This window comes from Acinetobacter soli, assembly GCF_000760595.1.
GTDB lineage: Bacteria > Pseudomonadota > Gammaproteobacteria > Pseudomonadales > Moraxellaceae > Acinetobacter > Acinetobacter soli.
This window is the reverse complement of record NZ_BBNM01000002.1, coordinates 175,006-200,393: the sequence shown is the minus strand read 5'-3', so window position 1 is coordinate 200,393 and position 25,388 is coordinate 175,006. Positions and strand designations below refer to the sequence as shown.

Below are 25,388 nucleotides of genomic sequence, written 5' to 3'. Positions count from 1 at the left end.
AATTTTATTACATGCCACAGCGTTGCTATACTTGGCACGATTTTAAATGATGGCTTTGTATGAAGCGCTCGACTGTTTGGATAACCGTCTTGATGAGTTTGTTCATGTTCCAAACTTTTTGGAATGTGGCGGCCGCGTTTTGTGCACACGAATCGACCACTGCAACGGTGGCGTATCATTTTGGTCATCATGCGCCAGTGGCAGAGTCACACGCTGCATATTCATCCAGCGTATCTGCATCTTCTAATCCTGCGGTGTTTCAGGATCATCACGATCATTTACCCACTTGCTTACACGTATTGTCTATTGCTGAGCAGCAATCTGCCACAGAGCCATTACGTTTGGGTCAGCTGATTCAGCAGCATTATAGCTGGGCAAACGCGTATCAGTCGCCGCATTTATTTCACCCGAACCCGCCGCCTATTTTAACCCCGCTATTGGTGGGGTAGCCAAAACAACCCACCAGAAATATTAACTATTTCATAGGGTTATTTTATGTCTATTTTTCTATCTTTACCGCGCGTATTGCGCGTGGATACGCATGGCGCTTCATTGATGCTCGGCGGGATATTACTGGGCGCATTATGGGTTTCACCCCCATTATATGCAGCACAATACACATCTCCAGCTCATTCTAAAGCTGTTCAAACCACATCATCTGCTCTTCATTACGCCGAGATTTTAGCAAAAGTTCAACGCTATCAGGCGCATATTCCCATTTGGGAGGCCCAGCAAAAAATAGCCCATGCTGCCGTTCGGCAAAGCCAGCTATGGTCTAATCCAAATGTGACTGTGCAACAGACCGGTTTTCAATCTGGCGATGATCAAGAGCTTGAGTTTGGGATTAGTCAAAAACTGGATCTATTTGGTGAACGCCGCGCCGCAACGCGATTGGCACAGATACAGGTGCAACAGGTTAATCATCGACAAATGTTATTCGATGCGCAGCTGAAACTGATTGTTAAAGCTGCCTATGCCGAGGTGGTGGTGGCTGATCAGCAGCATGCCATTTTGCTCAAGCAACTCAGCAGTAGCCAAAAAATTCTGGATGCTGCGCGTTTACGCTATAAAGCGGGCAGTATCGCACAGGTCGATTTTGATCGGAGTCTGATGAATCATGTTGAAAATCAACGTGCCTTTCAAGAAAGTGAACTTGGCTTAAATCTGGCCAAACAAAAAATGGCGGCACTTTGGGGAGAGTCAATCACGAACTATCAGGTGGCAGATGACACCGCAGCGATCTGGCCCGCTACAAGTACTTCTTTCGATGCGAAACCCAACCTATATACACGAGCCATGCAGTTGCAGGCCGAGCAGCAGCGTTTAGAAATAGATTATTTAAAAGCACAACGTCGGCCCAATCCGACCGTCACGCTTGGAGTGGTACAGAGCAAGCAGGCAGGCATGAGCGGACGTGATAATCAAATCCGCGCCGCTGTTGAAATTCCACTGAATCTGATTGACCGGCAGCAGTATGCCTTGCAGGGCTATGCCGCCAAGCAGCAACTGTTAGATCAGCAGCAGCGTTTTTATGCGCAGCAAAACCTCAATCAGCTCAAGCGACTTCAAACCGAGTTAACAGGGTTAAATATGCAATATCAGTTGATGCAAAAACAGCAGATCCCGCTCTCAGTCGAGGTACTCGACAAAATGCTACTCGGTTTTCAGGCGGGAAAATTCAGCATAACCGATGTACAGCAAGCTGCTTTGCAATTGCATGAGCAGCAGCTTAAAAAAAATCAACTTTTGAAACAGGCATGGCAAAGCACGCTGCAACTTGAAGCACGCACACTCGGGATTTCACCCGATACGATTATGTCGGCCGATGCCTTGGAACAACTCCAGTATACCCTCTGGCAAGACACGCAAAGCCTCAATACTGGTAATGGAGCAAACTAATGTTAACAAAAAAATCGCAGTGGTTTTGGGTGGTGCTGGTATTGATCATCAGTCTGGTCGTGGCAGGCATGTTGCTATTTTCCGGCAAAAAATCGAGTGCTATGAATGGGGGTGGAGCTGAGCATGCACATGCAGAGGCGCAAGAGGCTAAGACTGAAGAATCCGGTCATGAAGCACATCAAGAAAAAGCCACAGAGGCGCATCAAGAAGAGCAGCCAGAACTGATCTTTACAGCCCAGCAGCTTCAGCAATTTGGCATTGTGACCGATCGTGTGCGTTTGGGCGAAATTCAGCAACAGACCCGGCATCCGGCAAAACTGGTGGTCAATACCGATGCACAGGCGCATGTGGGAGCATCTTTTATGGCGCAAGTCGAGCAAGTGAATGTCAGTCTTGGACAGTCGGTTAAAAAAGGGCAAGTCTTGGCGACGCTGTTTGTTCCCGAGTTGATTGATCAACAGGCCAATTTAAGTCTGGCACGTGAAGCACTCAATCTTGCAGCGCAAGACTATCAACGTGAGAAGCAACTGATGAATCAAGGCGTGTCTGCACGTCAGGACTATCAGCGTGCATACAATGCCTATCGTCAGGCACAAATTCAGGTTCAGGCGGCGACACAGCGGCTTTCGGCCTACGGGGCCAGCGCAGGAAGTCAGGGTCGATACGCTGTGCGTGCGCCGCTGAGTGGCACCATCAGCAGCAAAGATATTGTGGTGGGCGAGCAAGTCGCGACAGGTAAACCTTTGTTTGTCATTGATCAGCTCGATCAATTATGGCTGGAGTTTATTTTGCCCAATAGCAGCACAGTCGCCATGCAACCGGGTCAAAAAATAAAATTTGTTTCCTTGCAAACCCAACATGAGTTTGAGGCACAAATTCAGAGCTTAACCGCACAGGCCGATCAAGACACTGGTCGTCTGCAAGTACGTGGCAAGGTGCTGACTGCGGCCAAAGAATTACGTCCGAATTTGATGGTTAATGTGCTGCTCGAAACACCTCATGCTGCACCTGTTTTACGTGTAGACAAGCGTGCGATTCAGCAACGAGAAGGCCAGTCGGTGGTGTTTGTGGTCTCTCAAGATAAAAAAGGGCTGCGCTTCGAGCCAAAGCCCGTACAAACTGGTCGCTACTCGAGCGATGGTGCATGGGTTGAAATTGTCTCTGGACTGACCCAACAGCAGCAGTATGTGCGTGAGGGAAGCTTCGTTTTGAAATCTGAACTGGAAAAAGGCGAGGCTGAGCATGGACACTAAGCACACAGATAGCTTGCCGCCTGCACAAGGGCTTTTCGATCGTTTGATCCAGTTCGCCATCCAGAATGCCATCTGGGTGTTGCTGTTTATGGTCGCATGGATCGGTATCGGCATTTACAGCTACAAAAATCTGGCGATTGACGCTGTTCCCGATATCACCAATGTACAAGTTCAAATCAATTCACAAGCCAATGGTTTTACTGCAACCGAAGTGGAGCAGCGGATTACCTATCCCATTGAAAATGCCATGGCCGGATTGCCCAGCATGGAGCAAACCCGTTCGATTTCCCGCTATGGTTTGTCGCAAGTCACGATTATTTTTAAAGATGGAACCGATATTTATTGGGCACGTCAGCTGATTAATCAGCGTTTACAGGAAGCAAAAAGTGCACTTCCAGCGAGTGTCGATCCACAAATGTCGCCAATTTCGACAGGGTTGGGAGAAATTTACCAGTGGGTGATCAAGGCTGAACCTCAGGCTAAAAAGCCCGATGGCTCATCCTACACAGCAATGGATCTTAGGGAAATTCAAGACTGGATTGTACGTCCGCAATTGCAGCGTGTGGCGGGAGTCGCCGAAATTAATAGCATTGGTGGATACAATAAAACCTATATTGTATCGCCAGATTTAAATCGGTTGCAGCAGCTTAATCTTTCCCTTACGACACTGCAACAAGCCCTGACCGACAATAACGAGAACCGTGGTGCAGGATTTATCGAGGACAATGGTCAGCAACTCACCGTCCGTGTGCCAGGCATGTTAAGCAGTATTCAAGACATCGAAAATGTTACGCTAGAGACCAAAAGTGGCTTGCCAATACGTGTCTCGGATGTTGCAAAGGTCTCGATCGGACATGATCTGCGCACGGGTGGCGCCACCTACAATGGCGAAGAAACCGTGCTCGGCATCGCCATGATGATGATGGGCGAAAACAGCAAAACCGTGGCGCAGGCACTCGATGCCAAAGTGGCACAAATCCAGACCTCTCTACCCGCGGGTGTGGTACTGGAAACCGTCTATAACCGCAGTACCTTGGTGGATCGTGCCATTCAGACCGTGGCCAAAAACCTGATTGAAGGCGCCATTTTGGTGATTGTGGTGCTGTTTATTTTTCTGGGTAATTTTCGGGCGGCATTGATTACCGCGTGTGTGATCCCGCTGTCGATGCTATTTACGCTAGCGGGTATGGCTCAGCAGCACATCAGTGCCAACCTGATGAGTCTGGGCGCACTTGATTTCGGCATCATTGTCGATGGTGCAGTGGTTATTGTGGAAAACTGTATCCGTCGACTGGCCGAAGCACAGCAGCTTCAAGGCCGTCTACTCACCCGTCAGGAGCGTTTTAAAGAAGTCTTTTTGGCAGCAAAACAGGCTCGTCGGCCGCTGCTTTTTGGTCAATTCATTATTATGGTGGTGTACTTGCCCATTTTTGCATTGTCTGGTGTTGAGGCAAAAATGTTTCATCCTATGGCGATTGCGGTGGTCTTGGCACTTTTAGGCGCCATGATTTTGTCGATTACCTTTGTACCCGCGGCTGTTGCCCTTTGGGTGACTGGAGAAGTGAAGGAAACCGAAAGCCGTTGGATGCTGGCACTGAAAAGAGCTTATGCAGCGTTGCTAGATTGGGCGTATGCATGGCGTCGTGTGGTGCTTACCGGTGTGGTTGGTATCTTACTCATTACAGCCGCGATATCGACCCGAGTGGGAAGTGAATTTGCACCACAGCTCAGTGAAGGAGATTTTGCCTTGCAACTGATGCGTGCACCCAGCACAGGAATTGAGGAATCACTAAAAATTCAGACACAGGTTGAACAACAGCTTTTAAAGCAATTTCCAGAAATCAAAGCGATTTTTGCACGAACAGGCACGGCAGAGGTCGCCACCGATGTGATGCCACCAAATATTTCAGATGCCGTTATTTTGCTTAAACCACGTAAAGAATGGCCAGACTCAACCGAAACCATAGATGAACTGCGTGCTCGTATGTTGGATGCCGTGGCACAGCTACCGGGCAATAACAGCGAGTTTTCCCAGCCCATCGAATTACGTTTTAACGAACTAATCTCGGGCGTACGTAGTGATATCGGAGTCAAGGTGTTTGGCGATGATCTAGAAGTTCTGAATCGTGAAGCAGAAAAAATCGCTCAGCAGCTTAAAACCATTTCAGGCGCCAGTGAGGTCAAAGTCGAGCAAACCGATGGCTTGCCGTTGCTCAATGTGAAGATCGATCATGCCTTGGCCGCGCAATATGGCCTCTCGATCAAAGCCATTCAGGATCTGGTGGCAACCAGTATCGGGGGCGCGAGTGTGGGTCAAATTTTACAAGGAGACCGACGCTTCGACTTTGTCATTCGACTAGATGATCAATTGCGTACCCCGCAGCAACTGGCGATGCTGCCGTTGCAATTGCCTAATGGTGGCCTGATTCAATTACAAGATGTGGCTAAAGTGGAAACGATTTTGGGCTTTTCACAGGTGAGCCGTGAAAATGGCAAACGCCGTGTCATTGTGACCGCCAACGTACGTGATCGAGATCTCGGCTCTTTTGTGGCCGAGATGCAGCAAAGCTTGGCCCAGCAAAAATTGCCGAGTGGTTACTGGCTGGGTTATGGCGGGCAATTTGAAAATCTGGCTTCAGCCGCCGCACGCATGCAAATCGTGATTCCGCTGGCTTTGCTGATGATTTTTATTCTGCTCATGGCGGTATTTCACGACCTGCGCGAAAGCTTGCTGGTTTTTAGTGGCGTACCATTTGCGTTGTCGGGCGGTATTGTGGCGCTTTGGCTTCGTGATATTCCCTTGTCGATGTCGGCAGGTGTCGGATTTATTGCACTCTCGGGAGTAGCCGTGCTCAATGGGCTGGTGATGCTGACCTTTATTAAGGAGTTGCGCTCGACTCTGGATGTGCATAGCGCCACATGGCGCGGGGCGATTCTCCGCTTGCGCCCAGTGTTGATGACAGCATGTGTGGCATCGTTTGGTTTTATTCCTATGGCACTGGCCACAGGTACAGGAGCCGAAGTACAGCGGCCTTTGGCAACTGTGGTCATTGGCGGGATTTTATCCTCGACGCTACTCACCTTGCTGATCTTACCCGTGGTATATCGCTGGATGAATGAGCGACGCGAACAAAAACACGCAATTGCTACCGATCATTAAACCACTGTAACGGGTCTTCATGTTACATCATGATGTCATGAAGACTCGATTGACTATTTTAAAACGTACATAGAGGCGTCTATTTACAACACATCGATTCAAAAATAAGGAGTTCAGTATGGGGACACATCACGGGCATGATCATAGTCATGCTGTTGTGACACAAGACAATGCCAAAAAGTTAACCTTTGCATTGGTATTGACCTGTATTTTTTTAGTCGTCGAAGTGGTGGCTGGCTTCATTACACAAAGTTTAGCGTTGTTGTCCGATGCGGCGCATATGTTTACCGATGCTGCTGCCCTCGCAATTGCACTGGTGGCCATCAAAATTGCCAAACGCCCGGCAGATGACAAACGAACCTTCGGTTATCAGCGCTTTGAAATCTTGGCGGCCTTATTTAACGCCTTAATGTTGTTTGTGGTGGCGATCTATATTTTGTACGAGGCCTATCAGCGCTTTAGCCAACCTCCCGAAATCCAGAGTATGGGCATGTTGATTGTGGCCAGTCTCGGCTTGATCATTAATTTAATCTCGATGAAAATTTTGATGTCGAGTGCCACTGAAAATCTGAATATGAAAGGCGCTTATCTTGAGGTGCTCAGCGATGCTTTGGGGTCAGTTGGGGTCATTATCGGGGCAATCGTGATTTACTTCACCCAGTGGTATTGGGTCGATACCATTATTGCGGTCGCGATTGGCTTTTGGGTCTTGCCTCGTACCTGGATTTTGCTACGTCAGAGCATCAACATTTTGCTAGAAGGAGTGCCTGAAGAAATTGATGTGGAACAGCTTCGAGAGGATTTATTAAATTTAGAGGGAGTTGAAAGTATTCATCAGCTTAAGGTTTGGGCCATTACCTCTAAAAACATTCATTTGACGGTTCATTTGTTTGCACCTACTGCGGATCGTAATGCTTTGTACCATGCGGCCTATGAAATGCTGTCGCACAAACATGGCATTGCTGAAATTACCTTACAGATAGAAGAAGATGAATGTGTGGCACATGCACATACTCATGCACACCCAGAAAAAAACCATCTGCACTAACAGATGGTTTTTTTTAATATGTCACATCAGATGACTTAGATTTGCCATTCGTGATGACATTCACGGCATTTCCAGTGTTTTTGCGATTGCATAAAAGATTGCATCGACAATTTAAAATCTGGTAAATCTCGCCAAAACATCAAACCAGAACCAGCAGCCACCACAAAAACCACCACGGTTGCAATTTGCAGGTTGGTGCCAGCGCCATCTCCAAAAATCCACATACTTAAACTGATCAGAACCAGTAACAGCAGAATAAAAATAGAAGGCAGCAAAATCACCAGACTTTTAGGAACCACGGGGCGTGCGCTGGTGGTGCCTTGACTAACCGGCATGATTTTTACACTTTGACATTTGGGGCAACGGTATTGCATGGGATCTCCATCTGGCTTTTTTCTCATTTTAGCGAAGAGTCAGCAAAATCAGAAATAAAAAAAGCCGCTGTAAGTCAGCGGCTTTTCTTGAATTTGGCGTCCCTACGGGGATTCGAACCCCGGTTACCGCCGTGAAAGGGCGATGTCCTAGGCCTCTAGACGATAGGGACTTGTGAGGCTACACAATCTGAGATTTGGTGGAGCCAAGCGGGATCGAACCGCTGACCTCTACAATGCCATTGTAGCGCTCTACCAACTGAGCTATGACCCCAGTCTGTGTGAGCGCAATATTAGGGGGATTGCGCTCATCCGTCAACTATAAAATCAATTAAGATTGATCAACTGCTTCATTTTTCGGCAATTTCAAGCTTTCATTGAGTTTTTCCCACACTTTTAGCTCTTTTTTGCTCGGTGCACCTACAATTTCAAGCGCACGACGTAAACGGGCAAAGGTTAAATCCGGGCCTAAGGTCACCATCGATTGCATCACTGGGGTAGAGCTGGTCGATCCGGCAATTGCAATAAAAAACGCAGGCATGAAATCACGCAGCTTGATGTCCATTTGATTGGCAAGATCCATCAGAATCTGACTCACGGTCTCGTTGTTCCAAGTAAACTGACTTTCTAAGCGCCAGATTGCAAATTGCAAGCTTTGGCGAACCTGTTCACTGCTTAGTTTTTTGCTTTCAAACATCTCTGCCGTAATGGTAGGCATATGATTAAAGTAAAAACCAGCCCAATTCACTGCCTCAGACAGCAAGTTGATACGTGGCTGAATCGCAGCAGCAATATCTTCAAGCGTCGCACGATCATTTTTCCAGTTGAGCAGGCGGTCAAGCAATTGCCCCGGCGTAAGCGATTTGATCCATTGCCCATTGAGCCAGTTTAATTTGTCGACATCAAAAATTGGACCGCCTAAAGATACACGTTGAATATCAAAATGCTCAATCATGTCTTGAAGCGTGAAGACTTCACGCTCGTCTGGCATAGACCAGCCCATGCGGCCCAAGTAGTTCAGCAATGCTTCTGGCAATACCCCAATATCGCGGTAGTAATTGATCGATGTCGGGTTTTTACGCTTGGAAAGTTTGGATTTGTCTGGATTACGTAGCAACGGCATATGACACAGCGTTGGCATTTCCCAACCAAAATATTGATACAACAACTGATGCTTTGGCGCAGACGGTAACCACTCCTCACCACGCAAAACGTGTGTAATTTCCATGAGGTGGTCATCCACCACGTTGGCCAAATGGTAGGTAGGTAAACCGTCTGTCTTGAGCAAGACTTGCATATCGACCTGTGCCCAAGGGATTTCGACTTCACCACGCAGTAAATCGTTAAATTTACAAATTCCCTCTTCAGGTACTTTCATGCGGATTACATGGGGTTCACCCGCAGCCAGACGGCGCTGTACTTCTTCTTCAGAAAGCTTGAGTCCGCGACCATCGTATTTTGGGGTTTCGCCACGCGCCTGCTGTTCGGCACGCATTTGGTCGAGTTCTTCTGCGGTTGCAAAGCAATAAAACGCGTGACCTTTTTCAACCAAATCCAGTGCGTATTGCTTATAAATCCCCATACGTTCAGATTGACGATACGGCGCATGTGGACCGCCCACATCTGGCCCTTCAGACCAGTTCAATCCTAACCAGCGCAAAGAATCCAAAATCATTTGCTCAGATTCTGGCGTCGAACGAAGCTGATCGGTATCTTCAATACGTAAAATGAATTCACCGCCATGTTGTTTGGCAAAGCACAGATTAAACAAAGCAATGTAAGCTGTACCTACATGGGGAAAACCAGTTGGAGAGGGTGCAATACGCGTACGAACTTTCATAGGGCCTAAAAAAACAAGATGAAATTTGAGAGACAGTATAACGGAAAAAGCCTGATATCTAGACCATTAATTTTAGTCAGAGATCAGGCTTTTGATGAATCACGTAGTGGGGGCTACGTTTAGAAAATTACGAGCTATGTGGTTGAAAGAGCGACTGGACAAAACGTGAAAAACGCTGATGCTGTGTCGCAAAAAAGTTTTGAGATGCGGTCACGCGCAGACTATTGAGCATGATCAGGTCGTTGTCGTTGCCTAAGGCCGAGACATTACGTTTTTGCTGATTGAGCGCCTTTTCAATTAAAGGCGACGGAGCAGTGGTGATTCCAGATGTTTTGACTGCACTATTGTCGAGTGATGCAGCAAATCCCATAGGCGCTAGAATACTTAAGCTCAAGCTGAGCCCCAAAATTTTAACAAACTGCATGTTCATTTCCCCAAAATTACAACGATGAATTGTTTTTAGCGTCCATCTTACGTAGCACTAATTGTACAAATTCACCATGTTTTATCAATATAAAATTTGAACTACGTCACATTTTTTACAAAAAGACAAAGAACTTGGTGAGCTTTTAGTGCGCTAGAGAGACTCCGCTGCTCCAAATCTATTATTTAGAAAAACTATGTACAAACAATGAAGATTGTAAGAATGATTCCTATTTGTTAAGCCGGGCTACACTTAATCTGATGATAAACATGGGTTTAGCCGAAAATTTATGCATAGCAGAAATAGCGATGAAGACTGATTTTTTTCGTATAACTATTCGTTTGTAACTTTGTTTATGCTTTAAAGAGGTTTTTCTTATCAAAAAATAGTAAAGGTGAACAATAATGAAAAATATTTTAAAGTTGTCTTTTGTGGCATTGCTGGGGTGGGGTGCAGTACAAACGCATGCAGCAAAAGACTTTTTAAATGTGTCTTATGATCCTACACGTGAGTTTTATCAGGAATATAACCAAGCCTTTTCACACTTCTGGAAATCGCGAACAGGGCAGGAGATTAATTTTAAACAGTCACATGGTGGCTCTGGAAAGCAGGCACGGGCGGTCATAGATGGTTTACAGGCCGATGTGGTGACCTTGGCCTTGGCCAATGATATCGACGAAATTGTCAATGCTGGTCTGATCAAGAAAAACTGGCAGCAGCAATTTCCAAACAATGCAGCGCCGTATACGTCGACCATTGTATTTTTGGTTCGTAAAGGTAACCCTAAAGCCATTAAAGACTGGAATGATCTGACCAAACCGGGCGTGGAAATTATTACGCCAAATCCAAAAACTGGAGGAGCACCACGCTGGATTTACCTCTCGGCATGGGGATATGCGCTGAAACAACCGGGAGGTAATGACAGCAAAGCCCGTGCCTTGGTTAAGGCCTTGTATCAAAATGTCAAAGTACTCGACTCGGGAGCGCGTGGCTCGCTGACTACTTTTGCCGAACGAGGCATTGGTGATGTTCTATTATCTTGGGAAAATGAAGCACTGCTGGCGACACAGGGCCTTGGCAAAGATAAGTTTGAAATTATTTATCCTTCAATTTCGATTTTGGCTGAGCCATCGGTGGCGATTGTCGATAAAACGGTCGATAAGGATGGAAACCGTAATCTGGCCAAAGCGTATTTGAATTATCTGTATTCACCTGCGGGGCAAACACTGGCAGCCAAATACAACTTTAGACCGCGAAATCCACAGGTTGCAGCAAAATATGCAGCGAAATTTCCCAAGATTAAATTATTTACCATCGACTCCGTCTTTGGTGGCTGGGCCAAAGCGCAAAAGACCCATTTTGTGAATGGCGCCATCTTTGATCAGATTTATACAGAAAAGCCGTAATGTCGCATGATCTGAAGGGAGGTTATATCTGCTGAATGTTTGAGCAGTTGAAGTGAGGGTAAAAGGCCAAAAATTCACCTGCTTGCTTTCAGTTTGAGTCAGACTGTGCTAAGTAATTGATTTAAAGCTAAACAAAAAAGAAAAATTAAATGAATTTATCGATAAAAAGTAATATTTCCCTACAAAAAGACATTTGGAGCTTTGCTCAAACAAGGTGATAATGTGCAGTTAAATTTTTAACATTTTTCTGACGCCTTACCTATGTCGCATATTTCTGTCTTACTTCATGAAACTGTAGATGCCTTACTGGCCAATCGCGACACAGGAATTTATATTGACGGCACCTTTGGCCGTGGCGGTCATACCCGTTTATTGCTCTCCAAACTGGGCCCAGATGCGCAAGTTTACGGATTTGACAAAGACCCGCAAGCGTTGGCGGTGGCACACCAGCTCGAGCAAGAAGATTCACGCTTTCACATTATTCATGCCAGTTTTGCCGATATTCAAACCGAGTTGAACCAGCGGGGCATTGAGCATGTCGATGGCATTATGGCAGACCTTGGTGTGTCTTCTCCGCAGCTCGATCAGGCCGAACGTGGTTTTAGTTTTATGCAAGACGGGCCACTCGATATGCGTATGGACAACTCTCAGGGTCAGACCGCCGCAGAATGGTTGCTGCATATTGAAGAAGAAGCGTTAGCCAATATTATTTATCAGTATGGCGAAGAACGATACAGCCGCCGTATTGCCAGAGCCATTAAGCAAGCGGGTTTACTTGAAACTACAGCACAACTGGCGGAGTTGGTAAAAGCTGCACATCCGAAGTGGGAAAAACATAAACACCCAGCCACTCGCACCTTTCAGGCGATTCGAATTGCCATTAATAAAGAGCTTGAAGATATCGAGCAGTTTTTGCCACAGGCGGTCGATTTACTCAAACCTGAGGCCCGTCTGGCAGTGATTAGTTTCCATTCGCTTGAAGATCGATTGATTAAGCAGTTTATTCAAAAGGAATCGACCATTGCAGAAGATTCTGGCTGGGGCATGCCGCAACAGCAAATCGATACGCGCCGTTTAAAGAAAATTTCCCGGATACGGGCCAGTGAAGAAGAAGTAAAAGCCAATCCGCGTTCGCGCAGTGCATGGCTTCGGGTTGCTGAACGTTTAGTATAAAGGCAGAGCATGGATAAAAAAGACAACGTGGACAAAGCAGGATCATTGCCGATAAAAAAAATGATGGTATATGCCACAATGGTGATTCTGGTTTTTGTTAGTGCGCTGATGGTGGTATTTCAGGTGTTTGAGTATCGGCACGATTATCGAGAACTGAGCGGCTTCATGCGTGAAAAAGATGATCTGAATGCCGAGTGGGGACGCTTGCTGATTGAGCAACAAACCTTTGGTGCAACCGCGCAAATTGGTTCACGTGCTGTAACCCAATTACGCATGTACTCTCCACCTGCTGCGCAAACGGCAGTCATTTCATTGCCTATGACCTCTGAGCAAAAACACTAAGGCCTGCTGTATGATCGACAAGCGAACCAAGCAAACAAGAAAAAAACAGCAATCTATTACAGAGAAACCCACACTGGCGTTTGATCTGTGGCGGTTCTACTTACTGTGGGCGGTGGTATTGCTCTGCTTTGCCATTTTGATTGCACGTGCCTTTTATGTACAGGTGATCAATAAGGATTTTCTGCAAAATAAGGCCAATGCCAATATTTTAAGAACAGAAAAGCTCAAAGCGATGCGCGGCGTGATTAGTGATCGTCATGGCGTGCCACTGGCGATCAGTACGCCAATTATGCGGGTCGTGGTTGATCCACGTGACTATTTCGATACCAAAAAAGAATACGATGAAATTTCTGCCGAGCTGAAAAAAGATCCGAACAATCGCAAGCTCAAGCGACAGTTACCAGACAAAAACCTTAATCTGGATGAACTGGCCGATGCAGTCGGGATGGATCGTGCTGAACTCAAAAAGCAGATGTATGCCCGACCGCGTTCGCGCTATCTGGTTTTGCAAAAAGAGATTCCGCCGCAGCAAGCAGATCTGATCATGAAGCGTAATTTTCAGGGTGTTTATACCGAGAAAAACTATAAGCGTTTCTATCCACAGCCGCAGGCCAATGCCCAGATCATTGGTTTAACCAATAGCGAAGGCATTGGGGTTGAAGGCTTGGAAATGCAGCTGAACAAGCAACTGGCCGGAATTGATGGTGAGCAAAAAGTCATTCGTGATAAGCGCGGTAATCGTTTAAAAATCTCCGAAGTTATTCGAGAGGGTGAGCCAGGCGAAAATATTACCTTGAGTATCGATTCACGTCTGCAATACATCATGTATCGTGAGTTAACTGCTGCGGGTGTGGCCAACAATGCGCGTTCGGCCTCTGCCATTGCAGTAGATGTAAAAACCGGTGAAATTCTGGCGATGGCGAGTTGGCCATCGTATAACCCGAATGACAAAAATGGTCTGTCAAATAAGGATGCCATGCGTAACCGCGGCGCGATTGATATGTTCGAGCCGGGCTCGACCATGAAGCCCTTTACGGTGGCAGCAGCGCTCGAAAGTGGTCAATATACGCCAAATACCATTGTCAATACCTCACCGGGCTCGATGCGTTTAGGCTGGCATACCATTCGCGATACGCATAACTATGGTGCGCTTACCCTGACAGGGGTTATTGTAAAGTCGTCCAACGTCGGTTCTGCCAAAATTGCCCTTTCGCTACCGAAAGATTCGATTCCGACCTTTTTCCGCCGTGTCGGTTTTGGTCAGCGATCAGCCGTGCATTTTCCCGGCGAGAGTGGTGGTCTGATTTTACCTGCAAGCAAGCTAACCCCGTCGCAAATTGGAACCATGGCTTATGGTTATGGCCTCAATGCCACCATTTTACAGTTGGCGCAAGGCTATGCAATGCTGGCCAATCATGGGGTAAAAATGCCATTGAGCCTGCGTAAACTGGATGAAAAGCCTAAAGGTGAGCAGGTCCTCAACCCAAAAATTGCCGATCAGGTGCTGATGATGCTTGAGCAGGTGACAATGCCTGGGGGAACTGCAACACAGGCCAATATTCCGGGATATCGTGTTGGGGGTAAAACAGGAACCGCGCATAAATTACGTGCCGATGGTAAAGGCTATGCACAAAATGAATACCGCGCCCTGTTTGCGGGTGTAGCGCCAGTGAGTGATCCGCGCTTGGCCATGATTGTGGTGGTGGAAAACCCGCAAGGACGTTACTACGGCGGTTTGGTGGCAGCGCCTGTATTTACCAGAATGATGCAAGAATCACTTCGCTTAATGAATGTTCCACTCGATAAACCATTGGATACGCCAAGTAATCCAATTTTAAAACGCCAATAAGAGGTGGAGAATGCGCGTTTCATTTCAAATGATCGCTGCAGTAGATGCGGCGGTTTGCTGGCGAGATCAACCGTTTCAGGGATTTTGTCTCGACAGCCGTTTTATTAAAAAAGATCAGCTTTTTATTGCACTGACCAGTTATTCACAGCCAGAAAAAACCCGTGCTTTTGCCGAAGCGGCACTGGCACATGGTGCTTTAGGTGTGATTTGCGAACAGCCTTTGGGGCTGGAAAAAGAATGGGTGTGTCCAGATGTCCGCCACCGCATGGGTATCTGGCAACGTGCTTATTTGCAGCATACTGCACCTGTTGAGCCTGCACGGATTGTCGCCGTCACGGGGACCAATGGTAAAACCACTATTTCACGCCTGATTGCAGAGCTATTGACCTTGCAACATCAGACCTGTGCCGTGATGGGCACCACTGGTAACGGAATTTTACCGCATTTAAATCCATCGACGCACACCACACTCGACGCACTACAGCTTCAGTCTGCCTTACATGACTATGCACAGCAAGGCGCCAAATTTGCTGCGCTAGAAGCCAGCTCGCATGGACTAGAGCAAGGCCGACTGCAAGGCTGTGCCATTGAAATCGCGGTATTTAGTAATTTAAGTCGTGATCATCTGGATTACCACGGCACGCTGGAAGCGTATGCAGAAGCCAAGTCGCGTTTGTTTGCCTTTGAATCATTAAAAGTTGCAATTATTCATCTAGACGATGCCTTTGCACCGCTCATGCTGCAAGTGGCTCGCGCGAATCCCGCTCAGCCTAAAGTGCTTACCTATTCGCTTCAACAGGCCGCAGACTATAGCGTTAAAGATTTAAGCTTTAGCTTGGAAGGTGCGCGCTTTACTTTGGTTACGCCGCAGGGCGAGTATCCGGTACACAGCCCATTGCTTGGGCATTTTAATGTCGAAAACTTGGTTGCTAGCTTAATTGCAGCAGAGCAAGCCGGTTTTGATCTGGCAGTGCTTTGTGCAAGCACCCTACAGCTCAAAGGCGCGCCAGGGCGTATGCAAGTGATCCGCGATCAAGAGCGCGTTTTTGTAGTGGATTATGCCCATACACCAGATGCGCTTGAACAAGTGTTGAAAACTTTGCAGCGTCATGTCGGGCAGCGTTTGTGGGCGGTGTTTGGTTGTGGTGGCGATCGAGATCGGGGTAAGCGCCCGCTGATGACCAAAGCAGCCTTAAATGGCGCAAATCCAGTCATTTTGACATCGGATAATCCACGGACAGAAAATCCAGAGCAGATTTTTACAGATATGAAAGCCGGCATCGATTTTTCTGGTCATGAGGTGTATGAACTACATGATCGACGTGATGCAATCCGTTATGTGGTCAATCATGCACAAGCGGGCGATATTGTGGTGATCGCTGGAAAAGGCCACGAAAATTATCAGGATATTCAGGGTGTACGCCATTGGTTTGATGATGTTGTCGAGGTACAAAATGCCCTAGACGCTCAGCATCAATCGATTTCTTCGGCCTCTTCTGCGCAGTAGGTTTTTTTATGCATACGTCGACAACCAGTACGGTGCCACTTGAGCCGTGGACCGCAGCACAATTACAGCACGCGACCCAAGGCCATTGGCACAACGGGCGTGCGCCAAGTACGCAAATTAAAAGAATTTTAACAGACTCACGCCATGCCGAAGCCGGCGATGTGTTTCTTGCCCTCAAAGGTGAGCGCTTTGATGCCCATGACTTTGTGGCACAGGTGGCTGCCAACGGCTGTCAGATCGCGATTGTAGAGCGTCCACTAAATTTAGACATCTGCCAATTGGTGGTTTCGGACACCCGCTTGGCGCTTGGGCATTTGGGCGCTTATCGTCGTCAGCAATATCCAGACTTACAGGTCATGGCGCTAACTGGAAGTAGTGGTAAAACCACCACCAAAGAAATGTTGGGCAGCATCTTGTCGCGACTGGCGCCGACGCTGGTCACGCGCGGTAACTTAAATAACGATTTGGGTGTACCGATGATGCTGCTTGAGCTAAAACCCGAGCACCGTTATGCGGTCATGGAGCTGGGTGCCAGTCATCAGGGCGAAATTGACTATACGTCGCAACTGGTACAACCTCATGTGGCGGGTATTTTAAATATCGGTACGGCACATTTGGGTGAGTTTGGTGGGCGTGATGGTATCTGCCGTGCAAAATCCGAGATCTATCATCATATCGATGCTGCAGGCACTTCAATTGTGCCGGCCAATGACGACTTTACCCAGCAGATTCGCCAAGCCGTCCGGACCCAAAAACATTTAAGTTTTGGTGACGGGGGCGAGGTATATGCCACGGATGTGGTGCTGCATGCACAATCGAGTGAATTTCATCTGCATACTCCACGTGGTCAAGCGCATGTGATTTTGCCCTTTGCCGGTGAACACAATGTCGATAATGCATTGGCCGCAACTGCCTTTGCGTTGGCAATGGGTATTGAGCTGAATGATATCGTGACAGGGCTTGAGCATGCGCAAGGCGCTAAAGGACGACTCAACTTTATTCGTCACCAGCAGCATCTGTTTATCGATGATACCTACAATGCTAATCCGGGATCCATGCGGGCTGCCGCAGGCGTACTGGCGCAGCAGACCGGTGTAAAAGTGATGGTGACGGGTGATATTGGTGAGCTCGGTGACGCCAGCACGCAGGAACATTTCGATTTAGGGCATGATCTTGTGCTCGAAGCGATTGATTATGTCGTGGCGGTAGGTGAGTATGCGGCCGCCATGCAACAGGGTGCCCAGCGTAGTAAGCATCCAGAAAAATTAACTGCGTTTGCAACACAGGCAGACGCGCTGCCATTTTTAATTGAATTAACACACCAACATCAACCCCAGTCCATGAGTTTCTTGTTTAAAGGTTCTCGCTATACCCATATGGAAACGTTGATGGCTGATTTGATGGAGAAACTTTAAATGCTGTTATGGTTGTTTGAACATCTATCGGGCTATAACAGCTCGTTCCAAGTGATTCGTTATTTAACATTACGTTCGTTGCTCAGTGTCCTTACGGCACTGGCAATTGGCTTGATGCTTGGTCCGATGATGATTCGTAAACTACAAGCATTGAAATACGGTCAGGCCGTTAGTTCTTTTGCACCTGAAAATCATGCCAAAAAAATGGGAACACCCACGATGGGTGGTGTGCTCATTTTGCTCTCGATTGGAATCAGCACCTTACTCTGGGCAGATTTATCCAATCCATACGTTTGGATTGTGCTGGGCGTGATGGTGGTTTTTGGCGCTGTGGGCTGGGCCGATGACTGGATCAAAATTCGTTATAAAGACAATGCTGGACTGCCTGCACGTAAAAAGTTTTTCTGGACGTCGCTGGCCTCTATTGGTGCGGGAATCAGTTTGTATGTGATTGCACAACATCAAGACAATCCGATTCACACTGCCAACATGCTGGATTTATTGATCCCATTCTTTAAAAATCTCACCATTCCGTTGTCGGCCATTCCTTTGGGTCTGGCGTTTATTGTATTTACTTATCTGGTAATCAATGGCGCTTCCAATGCGGTCAATCTGACCGACGGTTTGGATGGTTTGGCCATTATGCCGATTGTGATGGTGGCAGCAGGTTTAGGGGTATTTGCGTATTTGGCTGGTGACATCCGTTTTGCCAATTACTTGCATATTCCATATGTGAAATATACCTCTGAGCTGGTGGTGATTTGCTCGGCGATGGTGGGTGCAGGTCTTGCATTTTTATGGTACAACGCACACCCTGCGCAAATCTTTATGGGTGATGTCGGTGCACTCGCACTGGGTGCGATGCTGGGCACGATTGCAGTTATGGTGCGTCAGGAAATCGTATTTGCCATTATGGGCGGTGTCTTTGTGATGGAAGCCGTTTCGGTATTTTTACAGATCGGATCGCTGCGAATGCGCAATAAGCGGGTGTTCTTGATGGCGCCGCTGCATCACCATTACGAAAAACAAGGTTGGAAAGAGACGCAGGTCGTGACGCGTTTCTGGATTATTACAATTATGCTGGTGGTTTTGGGGCTAATGACTTTAAAATTGCGTTAAGCTACCCATCAGACAAAAAGAGCCGGCACCGCCGGCTTTTTTTATGAGGAAACCGAATATGAATGTGTTGATGTGCCCGGTGTGCGGCGACAAACTGGCGCTTGATCAGATGACTTGGCGCTGTACGCAAGGACATAGCTACGATGTGGCCAAACAAGGCTATGTAAATTTGCATGTGGTGCAGCACAAGCACAGTAAAAGTCCGGGCGATACCCCTGAGTCGGTTCAGGCCCGACGTGCTTTTTTAAGCGAGGGATTTTATCAGCCTTTACGCGATGCGTTAGAAGCTGAACTCGCCAGCTTAAATCCAAAGTACTTGCTCGATATTGGCTGCGGCGAAGGATATTACACCGATGCCATGCAACAGCATGTAAAGCACTGTATTGGGCTGGATATCGCCAAGACGGCGGTTCAACGTGCAGCAAAACTGAATCGACAGGTGACGTGGGTGGTTGGAACTGGCGCAGTGCTACCGGTACTGGATCAGTCCATAGATGTCTGCACCAGTCTATTTAGTCCGATTCCCCAAAAGGAAATTTTACGTGTCCTTCAACCGGAAGGTTACTTGATAGTGGCCACGCCAGCACCCCAGCATTTACTTGGTATGCGCGCGGCCTTGTTTGATGAAGTGAATCCGCATACTCCTGAAAAGTTTGTCGAGCAGCTTCAGCACGATTTCGAACTGGTTAAATCTGTGAGTGTGGAAAGTACGTTTGATTTAAATCAAATCCAACTCAAGCATTTAATCGCCATGACGCCATATGCGTATAAAGCTAAAGCTGAAAAACGAGAAGCACTTGAAGCGCAAGAGGGCATGCACCTCACCGCAAGTTTCCAGCTTTATCTATTTAAAGTCCGAAAAAAACAGCCATCAATTTGATGGCTGTTTTTTTTTCGATTAAGTGACCTGATTAATCAGGCCTTCTAGCGCATCGCCGCGTTTGGGCGCATCGCTTTTCTTGGGTGTCGATGGCGCGGTATTCGATGGTGGAACCTGAATCTCTTCACCCGGTAAATCGGCAAAATCACTGTCAGGTGTTGCAACAGGTGCCACAGGCGCAGGCACATATAGCGGACGTGCCAGCGGTGGTGAGGCTTTATCGTCATTGCGATTATTAATTTCAATGGTTGGTTTTTCGCGTGAAATTGGCGCTTTGGCATTTTTGTCCAGACGTACCCACGCAGATGGTGTATTTTTTAGCGACTGATCCATGAAGTTGGTCCAGATCGGTAGTGCTGCAATACCGCCATATTCACGTCGGCCCAGCGTTGTAGGCTGGTCGAAACCGACCCATGCCACTGCAACGAGTTTGCCATTAAATCCTGCAAACCAGGCGTCTTTGGCATCGTTAGTGGTACCGGTTTTACCGCCTAAATCGTCACGACCAATTTTAAGCGCCGCGCGCCCTGTACCATGCAAAATAACATCCCGAAGAATATTGGCCATGTCATAAGCTGAACTGGATTTTAAAATCCGCTGTGCTTGACGATAGTTGGCAGTATCTTCAGATGCTGTTACAGCAGGAGCGGGTGGTTGCTGCAAGGTCTGGTTATTGACCTCAATCACTTCATCATCTGGGGTTTGAGGTGCTGTATCTGTAGCAGCAGGCTGTTCATTGATACAAGGAATACAGGCATACTCAGGTTTTGCTTCAAAAATAACTTTGCCGTAAGCATCTTCAATACGACGGATAAAGTGCGGTTGAATACGATAACCGCCGTTGGCAAAAGTGGCATAGCCAGTTGCCATCTGGATCGGTAAGACTTGCGGGGTACCCAAGGCAATCGTGAAGTTGCGTGGAATCTGATTGTCTTGCAAACCAAAATCCATCAGCAACTGTCGGGCCCGTTCAACGCCCACAGTTTGTAATAAGCGCACCGAAACGGTGTTACGTGATAAATACAGCGCTCGACGTAGTGGAATCATGCCTAGATAGCGGCCATCGGAGTTTTTCGGCGACCAGCGTCCGATGGTAATCGGGCTATCGTTGACCATGGAGTACGGTGTCATACCACGCTCAATGGCCAAGGCATAAATAAACGGCTTGATGGTCGAACCCGGTTGACGCCAGCCTTGTAATGCGCGGTTAAATTTTGATTGGTAAAAGTTATATCCACCCACCACGGCTTCAATCGAACCGTCATTTGGATTCAGTGCAATTAATTGACCTTGAACCCGTGGAATTTGCACCAATGACCAAGCAGATTTATCGTCATTCGGACGTAAGCGCACAATATCTTTGACTTTCACAATCTGCGACGCGCGTGACGGCAATTCGCCTACGCTATTGGCATTGCGATAGCGGCGTGCCCACGACATTCCCGACCAAGGCACCGTGACGGTCTGTCCATCCTGCATGCGTGCTTCAAATGTATTGCTTCCGACTTTAATGACTTCTGCAGGAAAGGTATTGGCATAAGGAATAAATTGATTCAGCGGTTTGTCATGTGCCTCTGCACCCCGCCAGCCGTGTCTGCGATCATAGGCTTCAAGCCCATCTTGTACCGATTGCTCGGCATAGGCTTGGCGCTGGCTATTGATGGTGGTGTAAACCTTATAACCAGAATCGACTGCCTGTTCACCAAACTTTTCGACCAACTCTACACGTACCATTTCACCAATATACGGGAAGCGGTTACTTACACCACGGTCTGGCATATCGAGATTGATAGGTTCGGCCACTGCTTGTTGATACTCGGTCTGATTGATATAGCCAAGTTGCAACATGCGTCCTAAAATCCAGTTTCGGCGCTCAAGTGCGCGCTCTGGATTAACCACTGGATTGTACTTAGAGGGTGCTTTAGGCAAGCCCGAAATCATGGCCATCTCAGCAATACTGAGCTGATCAAGGGTTTTGTTATAATAGATCTTGGCGGCAGCCGCGATACCATAAGCATTTTTTCCCAAGAAAATTTTATTGACATATAGCGTCAAGATTTCTTGTTTACTCAGGTTTTGCTCAATTTTTCGCGCCAAGAAAATTTCAGTCAGTTTACGTTTTAAAGTACGCTCTGGCGATAAATAATAGTTTTTCGCCACCTGCATGGTAATGGTCGAGCCACCCGTTTGTACATTTGAACCGGTTACGGTTTCACTTAATGCACGCCCCAAACCCTTAAAACTAATCCCGCTGTGCTCAAAAAAAGATGAGTCTTCAGCTGCCAAAAAAGCATGAATAAAATGTGGTGGAATTTGATTATATTCAACCGGAACTGAAAGTTTACCGCCATATTCTGCGATTAATTGATTATCTGCGGTATAAACCTGTAATGGTTTAAGCAACGGCGCCTTTTTCAAGGAGCTCATTTCAGGCAAAGACGGGGCAATATAGAGATACATGCCATAAAAACCCATCGGAACTGAGACAAGTACCATGATAATGAACAAAAAAAATGGGTGAACGCGGCCTGAACTGGATAGCTTTTTCATAACAAGTGGGTTTTAATAAGAGCTTAACGCAAACTAATTGTGGGTCAGTATATCCTTTAGAATAGCGGATTGTTAGATGAGATATTGTATCCGCATAAAATTAATGACCTAGATAAAATTAGCCCTTGCTTCTTTGGGGACAGAAAAATAATAGGACACCATTTACGTGCTCAGATTATACCGTAAAACCAATAAGGGGTTGGTTGGGGTTGATATCAGTTCGACTTCGGTCAAAGTACTCGAGCTCTCTGCCAAAAATGATCGTTACTGTGTAGAAAGTTATGGCTTGATTCCGCTGCAAGAAAGCAGTGTAGTTGAGAAAAATATTCTTAATCCTGAAGCGGTGGCCGACGCATTGACGCGCGCCATCAATCTGGCCAATCCACAAGCGACCCAAGCGGCCATTGCAGTGCCCACCTCAATGGTCGTACACAAACTGATCGAAATGGATGCCGACATGACCGATGATGAGCGAGAAGTTCAGATTCGAATGGATGCCGAGCGTTTTATTCCATTTCCTTTAGATGAAGTCAGTCTTGATTTTGAAGTCACGCCAGAACGCCCAGCCAATCCTAATCGGGTCAATGTCCTGATTGCAGCGACACGTACCGAAAATGTCGATACGCGTGTTGAAGTGCTAGAGCTGGCAGGTTTAACGCCTAAGGTGGCAGATGTTGAAAGCTATGCCATGGAGCGTGCATTTCAGGTTTTTGCCGATACCTTGCCGATGGGTGTAAGTACGGTGGGAATTTTAGATATTGGCCATACCATGACCACGCTGTCGGTGATGCAAAAGGGCAAGATTATCTATACCCGCGAGCAGGTTTTTGGCGGTAAACAACTCACTCAAGACGTTCAAAAACGCTATGGAATGTCTTATGAAGAAGCAGGACGTGCCAAAAAAGACGGCTCGTTGCCCGAGGATTTTACCGCAGAAGTGTTTGAGCCCTACCTAGAAGCGCTGGTTCAGCAGGCGGCGCGTTCATTACAGTTTTTCTTTTCATCTTCGCAGTACAACGAAATTGACCATATTTTGCTCGCAGGCGGAAATGCCAATATTCCGGGGCTAGCCCGATTGTTGCAGCAAAAACTGGGCTATCGGGTGACGGTGGCCAATCCGTTTTTACAAATGGATTTTTCACCACAGGTGGATGTTCGCAAGATCGAAAATGATGCTGCATCGCTCATGGTGGCATGCGGGCTGGCCTTGAGGAGTTTCGATGATGACACGCATTAACCTCCTTCCATGGCGCGATAAACTGCGAGAAAAGCGTAAAAAAGAATTTATTTTACTCAGTGGTTTGGTGGCAATACTCGGATGCGCTGCCGTTGCATTGGGCTGGACGTATTTTAATTTCAAGCTTAATGATCAAGAGCAGGCCAATCAGTTACTTATTACTACCAATCAAGCCTTAGACCATCAACTCAAAGCACTCGATGGTTTACAGCAGCAGCGAGATGCGATTGTAGAACGGATGAAACTGATTCAGGGCTTGCAATCGCAGCGTCCTGTGGCAGTTCGCCTCATTGATGAAATTGTTCGGGTTACACCAAACAATATGTATCTGACCAAATTTACCCGGACTGGCGATAAATTCACGCTAGAAGGCCGAGCCGAAAGCCCGAATACCGTAGCCGAATTATTACGCAACCTTGAGGCATCGCCTTGGTATCGTAATGCTTTTATGAATTCATTTCTGGCGGTCGACGATACCAAAGAGAAGGCGCCAACGTCTGTTGTGCCAAGACCTGAAGAAGCATACGGCAGTTTTGTGGTCAGTGTCGATTTGGGTGAAATTGGTGTGGCCTATGCGCCACCAACCACCACTGCAACAGCAGCCAATGCGGGGGCCAAGCCATGAAACGAGATCCAGTCGATCACACGGCACCTGAGCAAGAACCTGTGCAGAAAAAACGCATGACGGTGGATAAGTTTTTTCAGCAGTTTAATACGCTCGACATGAGCAATTACGGGAGTTGGCCCAAATCGGTCAAAATCACCTGCTGGATATTTATTTTTTTCTTAGTGGTGGCGCTTGGTTATTTTGTCATGATTCGTCCGCAGTTAGACACCATACAGACCGCGCGTGCGCAAGAACAAAACCTTCTGAATGAGTTTAAAGAAAAAGAATCCAAACTACGCAATCTACAGCAGTATCAGCGTCAATTGGTCGAAATGCAGGCCAGCTTTAATCAGCAACTGACGCAACTTCCAAAGGAAAGTGAGATTCCGGGCTTGGTCGAAGACATCAACATGACGGGTGTGAACTCGGGTTTAAAATTTAAAAATATTCGGCTTGAAAATGAGGTCAAACAAGAAATTTTTGTAGAGCAGCCAATTTCGATTGAAGCCACGGGTGACTACCATGCTTTTGGTGCCTTCGTCAGTGGTATTTCGGCCTTGCCGCGTATCGTGACCATGCATGATTTTGTCATTGAAGCAAAACCTGCCAAAGAAACCTCGGATATTCCGCAGGTCGATTACAGCGTCAAGGCGAAAACATATCGTTATATCGGTGTAGACGAGCAAAACGCTGCCTCGTCGGTTCAGCCATCTGCCGCACCCGCAGCAGCACAAGGGGGGACACCTTAATGATACGTCAACTTCTGTGCTTGAGTGTGGTGGTGCTGGGGCTTGCGGGTTGTGACTCACGCATTGACAGTGTGCAGCAGCAAATGGCCGCTATTCGAAGTCAGCCACCGTTACCGATTGAGCCTGCGCCTGTATTTATGCCTGTTCCGCCCTACCTTTATTCTGCCAATCAGTTACGCAATCCATTCTTGCCGAACTCGATTGCCGCAGAACTCAAGGTGATGTCTGGAAAACGCGTTTACCCAAATCTATCCAGACCCAAACAGCCACTTGAAAGTTATGCGCTTGAATCATTAAACATGAAAGGCAGTATGCGCCGCATCAATGGCCAAATTCTGGCATTAATTCAAACGCCTGATGGTGAAATTGAGCGGGTACAAATTGGCAATTATATGGGGCTGAATGAAGGGCGGATTGTAGCCATCTCACCCACACAAATTGATTTAATGGAAATTGTGCCAGATGGACGTGATGGATTTATTGAACGGCCACGATCTTTGGTTTTAATTGGACCGAAGCCCTAGTGCACAGGGGAATAATAATGAGAAAAAGCTTGAAC

General features: G+C 47.2%; 21 protein-coding genes and 2 tRNA genes. 17 read left to right on the top strand and 6 right to left on the bottom strand.

Annotation, left to right across the window (positions count from 1 at the left end; translation table 11 throughout):
* Window positions 1-59 precede the first annotated feature (59 nt).
* From Aso01_RS03355 to Aso01_RS03335, 5 genes are all read left to right on the top strand, one after another.
* Window positions 60-449 (top strand): cation efflux protein, CzcI-like, encoded by a 390-nt coding sequence (locus tag Aso01_RS03355; protein ID WP_212749824.1) that lies wholly within the window; start codon window positions 60-62, stop codon window positions 447-449.
* A gap of 46 nt (window positions 450-495) precedes the next feature.
* Window positions 496-1,899, top strand: coding sequence for a TolC family protein (locus Aso01_RS03350; protein ID WP_004934176.1), 1,404 nt, complete (start codon window positions 496-498; stop codon window positions 1,897-1,899).
* Window positions 1,899-3,152 (top strand): efflux RND transporter periplasmic adaptor subunit, encoded by a 1,254-nt coding sequence (locus Aso01_RS03345; protein ID WP_004934181.1) that lies wholly within the window; start codon window positions 1,899-1,901, stop codon window positions 3,150-3,152. Before Aso01_RS03350 ends, Aso01_RS03345 begins: the two co-directional genes overlap by 1 nt.
* Complete coding sequence (locus Aso01_RS03340) at window positions 3,142-6,312, top strand: efflux RND transporter permease subunit (RefSeq protein WP_004934184.1); 3,171 nt, start codon at window positions 3,142-3,144, stop codon at window positions 6,310-6,312. Before Aso01_RS03345 ends, Aso01_RS03340 begins: the two co-directional genes overlap by 11 nt.
* A 118-nt stretch (window positions 6,313-6,430) precedes the next feature.
* On the top strand, window positions 6,431-7,360 hold the full coding sequence (locus tag Aso01_RS03335; RefSeq protein WP_004934186.1) for a cation diffusion facilitator family transporter: 930 nt from the start codon (window positions 6,431-6,433) through the stop codon (window positions 7,358-7,360).
* 35 nt (window positions 7,361-7,395) lie between these two features.
* Here the strand turns inward: Aso01_RS03335 and Aso01_RS03330 are convergent, their stop codons facing one another.
* The 5 genes from Aso01_RS03330 to Aso01_RS03310 form a co-directional block, all read right to left on the bottom strand.
* Entirely contained in the window at window positions 7,396-7,734 is a 339-nt protein-coding gene (locus tag Aso01_RS03330) for a hypothetical protein (RefSeq protein ID WP_004934189.1), read from the bottom strand.
* 94 nt (window positions 7,735-7,828) lie between these two features.
* Window positions 7,829-7,904: transfer RNA gene (locus tag Aso01_RS03325), tRNA-Glu, on the bottom strand.
* 25 nt (window positions 7,905-7,929) lie between these two features.
* A tRNA-Ala gene (locus Aso01_RS03320) sits at window positions 7,930-8,005 on the bottom strand.
* Between the two features lie 57 nt (window positions 8,006-8,062).
* Window positions 8,063-9,571, bottom strand: coding sequence for a glutamate--tRNA ligase (gene gltX / locus Aso01_RS03315; RefSeq protein ID WP_004934191.1), 1,509 nt, complete (start codon window positions 9,569-9,571; stop codon window positions 8,063-8,065).
* 127 nt (window positions 9,572-9,698) lie between these two features.
* A complete protein-coding gene (locus tag Aso01_RS03310) occupies window positions 9,699-9,995 on the bottom strand; it encodes a hypothetical protein (protein WP_004934193.1) in 297 nt (98 codons plus the stop codon).
* Between the two features lie 404 nt (window positions 9,996-10,399).
* Here Aso01_RS03310 and Aso01_RS03305 point away from each other — a divergent pair, with 404 nt between their 5' ends.
* From Aso01_RS03305 to Aso01_RS03270, 8 genes are all read left to right on the top strand, one after another.
* A complete protein-coding gene (locus Aso01_RS03305) occupies window positions 10,400-11,401 on the top strand; it encodes a sulfate ABC transporter substrate-binding protein (protein WP_004934196.1) in 1,002 nt (333 codons plus the stop codon).
* 261 nt (window positions 11,402-11,662) lie between these two features.
* On the top strand, window positions 11,663-12,574 hold the full coding sequence (rsmH, locus tag Aso01_RS03300) for a 16S rRNA (cytosine(1402)-N(4))-methyltransferase RsmH (RefSeq protein ID WP_004934200.1): 912 nt from the start codon (window positions 11,663-11,665) through the stop codon (window positions 12,572-12,574).
* A 60-nt stretch (window positions 12,575-12,634) separates the two neighbouring features.
* Entirely contained in the window at window positions 12,635-12,916 is a 282-nt protein-coding gene (gene ftsL / locus Aso01_RS03295) for a cell division protein FtsL (protein WP_307888367.1), read from the top strand.
* Between the two features lie 10 nt (window positions 12,917-12,926).
* Complete coding sequence (gene ftsI, locus Aso01_RS03290) at window positions 12,927-14,765, top strand: penicillin-binding protein PBP3 (protein WP_004934206.1); 1,839 nt, start codon at window positions 12,927-12,929, stop codon at window positions 14,763-14,765.
* 10 nt (window positions 14,766-14,775) lie between these two features.
* On the top strand, window positions 14,776-16,272 hold the full coding sequence (locus Aso01_RS03285) for a UDP-N-acetylmuramoyl-L-alanyl-D-glutamate--2,6-diaminopimelate ligase (RefSeq protein WP_004934209.1): 1,497 nt from the start codon (window positions 14,776-14,778) through the stop codon (window positions 16,270-16,272).
* Window positions 16,273-16,280: 8 nt separating this feature from the next.
* Complete coding sequence (locus tag Aso01_RS03280) at window positions 16,281-17,687, top strand: UDP-N-acetylmuramoyl-tripeptide--D-alanyl-D-alanine ligase (RefSeq protein WP_004934211.1); 1,407 nt, start codon at window positions 16,281-16,283, stop codon at window positions 17,685-17,687.
* The gene (gene mraY / locus Aso01_RS03275; RefSeq protein WP_004934213.1) at window positions 17,688-18,806 is read left to right on the top strand and encodes a phospho-N-acetylmuramoyl-pentapeptide-transferase; all 1,119 of its coding nucleotides are present in this window, start codon (window positions 17,688-17,690) and stop codon (window positions 18,804-18,806) included.
* Between the two features lie 58 nt (window positions 18,807-18,864).
* Window positions 18,865-19,686, top strand: a complete 822-nt coding sequence (locus tag Aso01_RS03270; RefSeq protein ID WP_004934217.1) for a putative RNA methyltransferase — start codon at window positions 18,865-18,867, stop codon at window positions 19,684-19,686.
* A gap of 18 nt (window positions 19,687-19,704) precedes the next feature.
* On the opposite strand, the gene ponA is transcribed toward Aso01_RS03270, so the two are convergent.
* Window positions 19,705-22,236, bottom strand: a complete 2,532-nt coding sequence (gene ponA, locus Aso01_RS03265; RefSeq protein WP_004934219.1) for a penicillin-binding protein PBP1a — start codon at window positions 22,234-22,236, stop codon at window positions 19,705-19,707.
* A 166-nt stretch (window positions 22,237-22,402) separates the two neighbouring features.
* On the opposite strand from ponA, the gene Aso01_RS03260 reads away from it, so the two are divergent.
* From Aso01_RS03260 to Aso01_RS03245, 4 genes are read left to right on the top strand one after another with little or no spacing between them, the layout of a single operon-like run.
* Complete coding sequence (locus Aso01_RS03260) at window positions 22,403-23,473, top strand: pilus assembly protein PilM (RefSeq protein ID WP_004934220.1); 1,071 nt, start codon at window positions 22,403-22,405, stop codon at window positions 23,471-23,473.
* On the top strand, window positions 23,460-24,098 hold the full coding sequence (locus Aso01_RS03255; protein WP_004934222.1) for a PilN domain-containing protein: 639 nt from the start codon (window positions 23,460-23,462) through the stop codon (window positions 24,096-24,098). The genes Aso01_RS03260 and Aso01_RS03255 overlap by 14 nt, the downstream gene beginning before the upstream one ends.
* Entirely contained in the window at window positions 24,095-24,829 is a 735-nt protein-coding gene (locus tag Aso01_RS03250) for a type IV pilus inner membrane component PilO (RefSeq protein WP_004934223.1), read from the top strand. Before Aso01_RS03255 ends, Aso01_RS03250 begins: the two co-directional genes overlap by 4 nt.
* Complete coding sequence (locus Aso01_RS03245) at window positions 24,829-25,353, top strand: pilus assembly protein PilP (protein ID WP_004934225.1); 525 nt, start codon at window positions 24,829-24,831, stop codon at window positions 25,351-25,353. Before Aso01_RS03250 ends, Aso01_RS03245 begins: the two co-directional genes overlap by 1 nt.
* The last annotated feature ends 35 nt before the right edge of the window (window positions 25,354-25,388 follow it).